This window comes from Achromobacter sp., from assembly GCF_057314935.1.
On sequence record NZ_DBHKZA010000089.1, the window covers coordinates 1 to 9,739 of the forward strand.

At 66.6% G+C, this 9,739-nt stretch carries 7 protein-coding genes; 3 read left to right on the forward strand and 4 right to left on the reverse strand.

Features of this window, described 5'->3' with window-relative positions:
- The 3 genes from ACO6D5_RS25140 to ACO6D5_RS25150 form a co-directional block, all read right to left on the reverse strand.
- The coding region (locus tag ACO6D5_RS25140; RefSeq protein WP_485826872.1) for an inositol monophosphatase family protein at positions 1–635 on the reverse strand (635 nt) is incomplete at its 3' end.
- Between the two features lie 170 nt (positions 636–805).
- Positions 806–2,275 (reverse strand): succinate-semialdehyde dehydrogenase, encoded by a 1,470-nt coding sequence (locus ACO6D5_RS25145; RefSeq protein WP_315845312.1) that lies wholly within the window; start codon positions 2,273–2,275, stop codon positions 806–808.
- 126 nt (positions 2,276–2,401) lie between these two features.
- Positions 2,402–3,664 (reverse strand): 4-aminobutyrate--2-oxoglutarate transaminase, encoded by a 1,263-nt coding sequence (locus ACO6D5_RS25150; RefSeq protein WP_315845313.1) that lies wholly within the window; start codon positions 3,662–3,664, stop codon positions 2,402–2,404.
- A gap of 96 nt (positions 3,665–3,760) precedes the next feature.
- Here ACO6D5_RS25150 and pdxR point away from each other — a divergent pair, with 96 nt between their 5' ends.
- Positions 3,761–5,254 (forward strand): MocR-like pyridoxine biosynthesis transcription factor PdxR, encoded by a 1,494-nt coding sequence (pdxR, locus tag ACO6D5_RS25155; RefSeq protein WP_485826873.1) that lies wholly within the window; start codon positions 3,761–3,763, stop codon positions 5,252–5,254.
- A 23-nt stretch (positions 5,255–5,277) separates the two neighbouring features.
- Here the strand turns inward: pdxR and ACO6D5_RS25160 are convergent, their stop codons facing one another.
- A complete protein-coding gene (locus tag ACO6D5_RS25160) occupies positions 5,278–6,174 on the reverse strand; it encodes a DUF72 domain-containing protein (protein ID WP_485826874.1) in 897 nt (298 codons plus the stop codon).
- A 162-nt stretch (positions 6,175–6,336) separates the two neighbouring features.
- Here ACO6D5_RS25160 and ACO6D5_RS25165 point away from each other — a divergent pair, with 162 nt between their 5' ends.
- Positions 6,337–8,448 (forward strand): ATP-dependent helicase, encoded by a 2,112-nt coding sequence (locus tag ACO6D5_RS25165; RefSeq protein ID WP_485826875.1) that lies wholly within the window; start codon positions 6,337–6,339, stop codon positions 8,446–8,448.
- 104 nt (positions 8,449–8,552) lie between these two features.
- A complete protein-coding gene (locus ACO6D5_RS25170; protein WP_485826876.1) occupies positions 8,553–9,581 on the forward strand; it encodes a magnesium and cobalt transport protein CorA in 1,029 nt (342 codons plus the stop codon).
- The last annotated feature ends 158 nt before the right edge of the window (positions 9,582–9,739 follow it).

The following is a 9,739-nucleotide window of genomic DNA, read 5'->3' on the forward strand; positions in this document are numbered from 1 at the left end:
CCGGCGGCCAGCATCCGGTATTCATGGGCGGCGCAGCGCAGTGACGCGGTGCTGCCCAGGCGCGACAGGTTGCTGTTGACGGTAGTGCGCAGCGGCTCGGGCAGCGCGCCCGTGGCGATCAGGCCATCCATGTCTTCGGGAGGAGCCGGGCTGGCGACTGCCAGCGGCGCCTGCCGGCCGTTCTCGTATTCCATCCAGGCGCCTTCGCCCCGCACGGCCAGCGCGCTGTCGCGGTTGACCGGGTCGTAGATCACGCCGGCAATGACGTCGCCGCGATGGCACGCCGCGATCATCATGCCGAACAGGGGCAGGCCGGCCACATAGTTGCGCGTGCCGTCGATGGGGTCGATCAGGAAAGCCAGGTCGGCGTCGACCAGCATGTTCAGCAGGGCGGGATTGCGCGCGGAGGCTTCTTCGCCGATCAGCACGGCGCCCGGGTGCAGCTTGGCCAGGCGGGCGGCGATCAGGCGCTCGGCCGCTTCGTCCGCATCGGTCACCAGGTCGCGCGGCGAGCTCTTGCCCCGCACGGCGCCTTCCGGCAGGTTGCGGTAGCGCGGCATGACCTCGGCCAGGGCGGTTTCGGCCAGCACGGCGGCAAGCTTGCGGGTGTCCTCGCGGGTAAACGTTCTGCTCATACTGACTCATCCAGGGAACGCGCAAATCTATCATGCCTGAGCGGCATTTGATCGCGTTTTGCAAGTCACTGGAATGAAAGGACTTTTTCCGGCTATGCAGGAGTTATCTGCCGGGTTGTCCACAGTTGGTGGGGATAAGCGGGGCAAAGCCCGCTTATCCCTGAAAGGCCTTATTGCCCGAGGTCGACGCACAAGTACTTGATCTCGAGGTATTCCTCGATACCGTACTTGGAGCCTTCGCGGCCCAGGCCGGATTGCTTGACGCCGCCGAACGGGCCGACCTCGTTGGAGATCAAACCGGTGTTGATGCCGACGATGCCGTACTCCAGCGATTCCGACACGCGCCAGATGCGGGCGTAGTCGCGCGTGAAGAAGTAGGCGGCCAGGCCGAAGATGGTGTCGTTGGCCATGCGGATGACTTCTTCTTCCGTTTCAAAGCGGAAGAGCGGAGCCACCGGGCCGAAGGTCTCTTCGGTCGCGAAGCGCATCGATTGGGTCACGTCGCGCACCACGGTCGGCTCGAAGAACGTGCCGCCCAGCGCATGCGGCTTGCCGCCGGCGATCACGCGGGCGCCGTGCGACGTGGCGTCGGCGATGTGCTCCTGCACCTTCTCGACGGCGTTGGCGTCGATCAGCGGACCCTGGGTCACGCCGTCGGCAAAGCCGTCGCCCACCTTCATGGCATTGACCTTGGCTACCAGGCGCTTGGCGATCTCTTCGTACACGCCGGCCTGCACGTAGATGCGGTTGGCGCACACGCAGGTCTGGCCGGCGTTGCGGTACTTCGAGGCCAGGATGCCGTCCACCGCGCGATCCAGGTCGGCGTCGTCGAACACGATGAAGGGCGCGTTGCCGCCCAGTTCCAGCGACAGCTTCTTGATGGTGGGCGCGCATTGCTCCATCAGCGTACGGCCGACTTCGGTCGATCCGGTGAAGCTCAGCTTGCGCACCACATCGCTTTCGCACAGGGCCGCGCCGATATCGCGCGAGCTGCCGGTGATGACGTGGAACACGCCGGCCGGCACGCCCGCTTCTTCGGCCAGCACGGCCAGCGCCAGCGCGGTCAGCGGAGTTTGCTGCGCGGGCTTGACGACCATGGTGCAGCCGGCGGCCAGCGCCGGGCCGACCTTGCGGGTGATCATGGCGGCCGGGAAGTTCCACGGCGTGATGGCGGCGGTGACGCCGATGGGCTGCTTCAATGCCAGCAGCCGCTGGCCGGCCTTCGGGCTTTGCAGCACGTCGCCGTCGATGCGTTTGGCTTCTTCGGCAAACCATTCCAGGAACGAGGCGGCGTAGGCGATTTCACCGGCGGCTTCGGTCACGGGCTTGCCCTGCTCGGACGTCATGATGGCGGCCAGGTCTTGCTGGTTCTGCATCATCAGCTGCGCCCACTTCAGCAGGATCGCGGCGCGTTCCTTGCCCGTCTTGGCGCTCCAGGCCGGCAGGGCGGCTTGCGCGCTGGCGATGGCCTGTTCGGTTTCCTTGCGGCCCAGCTTGGGCACGGACACGATGGTCTTGCCGGTGGAGGGATTGTCCACCGGGATCGACGCGCCGTTGCCGGCGCCTACCCACTTACCGTCGATGTAGCAGGCGTCGCGCAGCAGTTCAGGGCGCGACAGGGGATGGGTCAAAGCGGTCATTATCGGAGTCTCCTTGAATGAAATGCAGCAGGGCCAGGAAACGGCTGCGGGCGTGGCGGTAAACCGCAACACGCCCGCAATTGCCATGCCTGCCCAACCGAAGATCGGGTGTTCAGGCCCTGGACATCAGGCGGCCAGCGCCTCGGACAGGATAACCAGCGCGCGGTCGAACTGCGCATCGGGAATGGTCAGGGGGTACAGGAAGCGCAGCACGTTGCCGTACACGCCGCAGCTCAGCAGGATCAGGCCTTGTTCCAGGGCGCGCGCTTGCACGCGCTTGACGGCTTCGGCGTCCGGCTTGCCGTTGGCGTCGTTCAGTTCCAGCGCCACCATCGAACCCAGGCCGCGCACGTCCGCAATGCCCGCCACCTTGCCGCGCAGGCCTTCCAGATGGGCGCGCAGCTTGTCACCCAGCGCGGTTGCGCGTTCGCACAGCTTTTCTTCAGCGATCACGTCCAGCACGGCGTGCGCGGCGGCGACCGCCAGCGGGTTGCCGGCGTAGGTGCCGCCCAGGCCGCCCGCGGCCGGGCCGTCCATGACGTCGGCGCGGCCGACCACGCCCGAGATCGGGAAGCCGCCGCCCAGGCTCTTGGCCATCGTGATGATGTCCGCTTGCACCGAGTGGTGTTCCATCGCGAACAGCTTGCCGGTGCGGCCGAAGCCGGTCTGCACTTCGTCGGCGATCAGCAGGATGCCGTGCTCGTCGCAAAGCTTGCGCAGGGCGGTCATCAGTTCAGGCGGGGTGATGTTGAAGCCGCCTTCGCCTTGCACCGGTTCGATGATGATCGCGGCGACGCGCTTGGGGTCGATGTCGCACTTGAACAGCAGGTCCAGCGCCTTGAGCGAATCCGCAACGGTGATGGACTGGGTGCCATTGGGGAACGGCACGTGGTAGATGTCGCCCGGCATGGGGCCGAACGACAGCTTGTAGGGGGCGACCTTGCCGGTCAGCGCCATGCCCAGCATGGTGCGGCCGTGGAACGAACCCGAGAAGGCGATGACGCCCGAACGGCCGGTGGCCGAGCGTGCGATCTTGATGGCGTTTTCAACGGCTTCGACGCCGGTCGTGAAGAAGGCGGTCTTCTTCAGGCCGTCGATGGGGGCCAGGCGGTTGATGCGCTCGGCCAGCGAGATGTAGCCTTCGTACGGCACGATCTGATAGGCCGTGTGCGTGAAGTTGTCCAGCTGCGCGGACACGGCGGCCTTGACCTTGGGGTGCAGGTGGCCGGTGTTCAGCACGGCGATGCCGCCCGCGAAATCGATGTATTCCTTGCCGTTGGCGTCCCACAGCGTGGCGTTTTCGGCGCGCACCGCGTAGAAGTCGCACATGACGCCGACGCCACGCGGGGTGGCCAAGGAACGGCGGGTATTCAGGTCCTGATTCTTCATCTCTGCCTCGGGGAACGTGGTGGGCGGGAAAAACCTTATTTAATGCTACGATGGCCCCATTTGTGGGAACCACTTTAATAAAACAGGTAGAACCAATTGCGGTCCATTGTAGGTGACTTGCTGCTGCTGCGTTTGGCCGACGGGTCCAACGAGCCCATGAACAAGCGGCTGTACCGCGGCATCCGCGAAGCGATCCTGGACGGCGCCATCGCCGCGGACTCGCGCCTGCCGGCCTCGCGCGACCTGGCCGCGGAACTCGGCATCGCCCGCAATACCGTGGTCCACGTCTACAGCCAGCTGCTGGCCGAGGGCTATACGCGAAGCCGCCAGGGCAACGGCACCTTCGTCAACGCCTCGGTGCCGGATTCCTATCTGGCCAGCGGCCGCCGGCTGCGTCAGCCGCAGAAGTCGCAGCCGGGACCGGCTTTGTCGCCGCGCGGCGCTGCCATCGTGGACGGCGTGTCGGCCTCGCCCTACCAATGGGGGGCCTTCATGCCAGGCGTGCCCGACCTGACCGAGTTCCCGCACAAGAAATTCGGCCGCATCTTCAGTTCGCTATGGCGCAACCCGTCGCCCGATCTGCTGACCTATGCCTACGGCGGCGGCCTGCCGGCGCTGCGCGAGGCGCTGGCCCAGCATCTGGCGCTGACGCGCTCCATCGATTGCGACCCCGAACAGATCATCATCACCGAAGGGTCGCACCAGGCCATCGACCTGACGACCCGCATCCTGGGCGAAGCCGGCGAGACCGCCTGGGTCGAAGACCCGGGCTATTGGGGCGCCCGCACCATCCTGCAGGCCAACGGCCTGCATACCGTGCACCTGCCGGTCGATGAAGAGGGCATGCGCCTGCCGGACGCCGTGGGCACGCCGCCGCGCTTCATCTTCGTCACGCCCTCGCACCAGTATCCGCTGGGTCCGGTGATGTCGCTGACCCGGCGCCGCCAATTGCTGGCCGTGGCGCGGCAATGCGGCAGTTGGATCATCGAAGACGATTACGACAGCGAATTCCGTTTCTCGGGCCGACCCATCGCCTCGCTGCTGGGCCTGGAGCCGGATGCGCCCGTCATCTACATGGGGACCTTCAGCAAGACCTTGTACCCGGGCCTGCGGGTGGGGTATCTGGTGTTGCCCAAGCCGCTGACCGCCGCGTTCCAGGCGGCGCACGCGGAGCTTTACCGCGAGGGGCATCTGATGACGCACGCGGCGCTCGCGACGTTCATCGCCGAAGGCCATTACGCGGCCCATATCCGCCGGATGCGCATGCTGTACGGCCGGCGCCGGGCGATGCTGGTCAACCTGATCGAACGCCGGCTGGGTCCGGAATGGCTGCACCGCGACGCCAGCATGGCGGGCCTGCACCTGGTGCTGACTCTGCCGCCGGACATGGACGATCTACGCGTGGTCGACGTGGCGCGCAGCAAAGGCGTGCTGACGCGCGCGCTGTCGCGGTACTACGTGAATGCGCAAGGGCGGCGGCCGGGCCTGCTGCTGGGCTACGCCTGTGTGCCCGAGCACGACATCGCGCGCAAGTTCGAAGTGCTGCTGGAAAGCCTGGCGGAAGTCGCCCGCAAGCCTGCGGCGGCCTGACCGCCGGCATCGAACCCGCGGCCCTAGAACGGCAGCAGCGCGGACGCGAATGCGGCGGCGTTGCGCATGCCCTGGTCTTCGAAATTGGTGTTGAACACGGCATGCGCCTGGGCGCTTTGCGCAGCCAGCCGCGAGAAGCGCGCTGCCAGCTCGGCCAACTCCTGTTCCGTGTATTCATATTGGAAGCGTCCCGACGAGGCCGTGCCGGATACGTTCCAGGCCGCGGCATTGCGGCCGTGCAGGCGCAGCAGCGTCAGGTCGGGGTGGCTGCTTTCCCAGACGGGGGGCACCGTATTGTCAAAGCCCTGGGGGGCGTCGACCACGGTATGTACCACGCCCAGGTCGCGCTCGAACGCCAGCGTGTCCGCCGTGGCCGCGGGCGTTTCGAACCAGCTGCGGTGCCGGAATTCCACCGAGATCAGGTGTTCTTCCATGCGCCGCGCGCAATCGGCCACGTGCGCCCGGCCGCGCGCATCGCGTCGGATCCAGGGCGGAAACTGGAAATGCACCGCGCCCAGCTTGCCCGGCATCCGCAGCGGCTCCAGCGCCATCTGGTAACGGCGCCAGAGTTCGTCGCGCAGGTCTTCGGGCATCTGACCGTGATAGATGACCGGGTCCGGCCAATCGGCCAACTCGCGGCCGATGTCCGCGGGCAATGCGGCAAGCGGCGTCTGGTGGCCGGTGAACAGCCGGAAGGCCTTGATGTTGAAGACGAAATCATCCGGCGTGCGCTGCGCCCACAGGTAGGCGTTCTCCGCCGAGGGCAGGACGTAAAAGCTGGAATCGACCTCGGCCATGGCAAAGCGAGAGGCGTAGAACCGCAGCCGGGCTTCAGCGCTGCGGACCCCGGGCGGATAGAAGCGTCCGCAGGCCAACAGCGTGGGATCGGTCCAGGAGGCGGTGCCGGTCAGGATGCGCATGGGAAAGAAGGAGAGGCAAGGGGAAGGGGCGCGAAGGGGGGGCGGGCGCGGCCGGGACGGCCACGCTGCTATGATAGCTGGATATATAGACAGTCATTTGGCCCGCGGGCGTGCAGACACTGCGCGCGACGCTGCGGGCTTGCCTGCGGCCCCTTACGCGTCATGCCCGAACAGAATCCCCCCCCTGCCAACAGCCGTCCCGACCCCCTGGCCGACCTGAACCCCGCCCAGCGCGAAGCCGCCGAATTCGGCGTCAACGGCGCCAGTGGCGCGTCCGGCGACGGCGGCCCGCTGCTGGTCATCGCCGGGGCGGGTTCGGGCAAGACCAATACGCTGGCCCACCGCGTGGCGCACCTGATCCTGAATGGCGCGGATCCGCAGCGCATGCTGCTGCTGACGTTTTCGCGCCGCGCGGCGCAGGAAATGGACCGCCGCGTGGGGTCCGTCCTGCAACGGGTCATGAACCTGCGCGGCTCGCAGCAGGCGCCGTCCCTGCCCTGGGCGGGCACCTTCCACGCCATCGGCGCACGGCTGCTGCGCGACTGCGCGCTGCGCATCGGCTTGTCCGAAGCCTTCACCATCCATGACCGCGGCGACGCCGAAGACCTGATGGGCATGGTCCGGCACGAGCAAGGCCTGTCGTCCACCAAGTCGCGCTTTCCGCTAAAGGGCACCTGCCTGGCCATCTATTCGCGCGTGGTCAACAGCCAGACGCCGGTGGCCGACGTGCTGAAGACGTCCTTTCCCTGGTGCGCCCAATGGGAAGACGAACTGAAGAACCTGTTCCGCGGCTATGTCGCCGCCAAGCAGGATCAGCAAGTGCTCGATTACGACGACCTGCTGTTGTATTGGGCCGAAATGATGTCCGACCCCGGCATTGCCGCGGACGTCGGCGCGCGCTTCGACCATGTCCTGGTGGATGAATACCAGGACACGAACCGGCTGCAGTCGGCCATCCTGCTGGCCATGAAGCCGGACGGCCGCGGCTTGACGGTGGTGGGCGACGATGCCCAGTCCATCTATTCCTTCCGCGCCGCCACGGTGCGCAACATCCTGGACTTTCCCAACCAGTTTCCCGAACCGGCGCGCGTCATCACGCTGGACCGCAACTACCGTTCTACCCAGCCCATCCTGAACGCGTCCAACGCGGTGATCGGGTTGGCGACGGAACGTTTCGCCAAAGACCTCTGGACCGATCGCGCGTCGTCGCAATTGCCCGAACTGGTGACGGTCAGCGACGAAGCCGGGCAGGCGCGGTGGGTGGCCGACCAGGTGCTGGCCCAGCGCGAGGGCGGCGCCACGCTCAAGTCGCAGGCGGCGCTGTTCCGCACGGCCAGCCATAGCGCCGCGCTGGAGCTTGAATTGACCCGCCGCAACATCCCCTTCGTGAAGTTCGGCGGGCTGCGCTTTCTGGAAGCCGCGCATGTCAAAGACCTGCTGTCGCTGTTGCGCTGGGCCGAAAACCCGCGCGGGCGCATGGCAGGCTTCCGGGTGGCGCAACTGATGCCCGGCATCGGTCCGGCCACGGCGGGCAAGTTGATGGACGCCATGTCCGCGTCTGCCGAACCGTTGCGCGCGCTGCGCGAATTCAAGCCGGGAGCGGCGGCGCAGGAAGAGTGGGGCGCGTTCGCCGACACCTATGCGGCGCTGTGCGATCCCGCCCTGCGCTGGCCGGCCGATGTGGACCTGGCCCTGCGCTGGTACGCCGGCCAACTGGAACGCCTGTACGACGATGCGCGCGTGCGAAAGACCGACCTGGACCAGTTGGTGCGCCTGGCGGCGGGCTACCCGTCGCGCGAACGTTTCCTGACCGAATTGACGCTGGACCCGCCGGATGCCACCAGCGACGAATCCGGCGCCCCGTCGCGCGACGAAGACTACATGATCCTGTCCACCATCCATTCCGCCAAGGGCCAGGAATGGAAGGCTGTCTATGTGCTGAACGTGGTCGACGGCTGCATCCCGTCCGACATGAGCACGGGCACCGCCGAAGAAATCGAGGAAGAGCGCCGCCTGCTGTATGTGGCCATGACGCGCGCCAAAGAGCGCTTGCAGCTGATCGTGCCGCAACGCTTCTACGTGCACCAGCAGACGGGCATGGGCGACCGCCACGTCTATGGCTCGCGCACGCGCTACATCACCAATGCGATGCTGCCGCTGTTCGACCATCTGCCCAAGCCGCCCGCGCTGCCTGATCTGCCTGGCGGCCAGCCGAAGGAACCGCAGGCGCCCAGCATCGACGTGACCAAACGAGTCCGGAGCCTGTTTTCCTAGGGACTGCGCGGGGCGCCTTCGCGCGTTGGCAGGCCCTGGCCTGGGCTATCATCGGCCGATACCCATAAGTTGTCCGGTAGGGATCGCATTGCCTGAGGTAGTCCATGTCCGCTGAAGAAAATTTCGCCGACGCCCACAAGGGCGAGGTGGTCGCGTCGATAGCCTATGTGAACGGGCGCCGCGACCGGGAAGTGCCCATCGACGAGGTGGGGCAGTACATCAGCCGGTACAACGGCCAGCCGCAGGGGCAGCCGCCCGGCATGCTGTGGATCGGCCTGCGCAATCCCACGCCGGAATTGCTGGCCAGGGTCACCGGAGAACTCGGCGCCTGCGGCAAGAACCAGGAAGAAATGCTGGAGCCGCACCGGCGCCCGAAGATCATCGACTACGGCAACATGGTCCTCATCGTGACCGTCACGGTCGAGGTCGAGGCCGAGCGCCCGATCTTCGGCGAGACCCAACTGCTGATCGGCGACGGCTTCCTGGTCACCGTGCGCCGCGGCGCAACGGCCGCCCACAGCCCCTTGCGCGAACGGTTGGAGGCATCTCCCGACCTGCTCAAGCGCGGCAGCGACTACGTGGCCTCCGAGGTGCTGGACTGGCTGGTCGACCGCTATGTGGCCGCCGCCGGCAAGATCGAGAGCGTGGTGGAAGGCGCCGAGCAGAAGCTGCTGATCCGCGGCGCCAAGGATTCCGACATCCGCAGGCTGTACCGCCAGCGCCGCGACCTGCTGCGCATCCACACCGTGGTGTCGCCGATGGCCGAGATCTGCCGGCGTCTGGCGCGGGTCGAGATGTCGGCGGTGGACGAACACGCACGCCCCTATTTCGGCGAAGTCGCCGACCGCGTGCTGCGCGTGGACGAATTGTTCAATGCCTTGCGCGAGTCGCTGGCCTTCGCGTTTGAAGCCAGCCTGATGATCGGCCAGGCCGCGCAGAACGACACCACCCGCAAGCTTGCGTCCTGGGCCGCAATCCTGGCCGTCCCCACGGCGATCGCCGGCATCTATGGCATGAACTTCGAATTCATGCCCGAACTGAAGTCGCCTTGGGGCTATCCCATTACGCTGGGCGTCATCGTGTCGGTCTGCTCCATCCTGTATTGGCGTTTCCGCAGATCGGGCTGGCTGTAGGCGGACGCGGTCCTTTTCTGCACGCCAGGCGGTTGGCTGCGCGTGGCGTGTGGCAAACTTCCAGCGTTTCTAACCTGGAGCCCGGCCGGTGCGTGGCAAACCTTCCTTTCGCGGCGGCAGCAAGCTGACCGCCCTGATCGTCGCCCTGATTCTTGCGG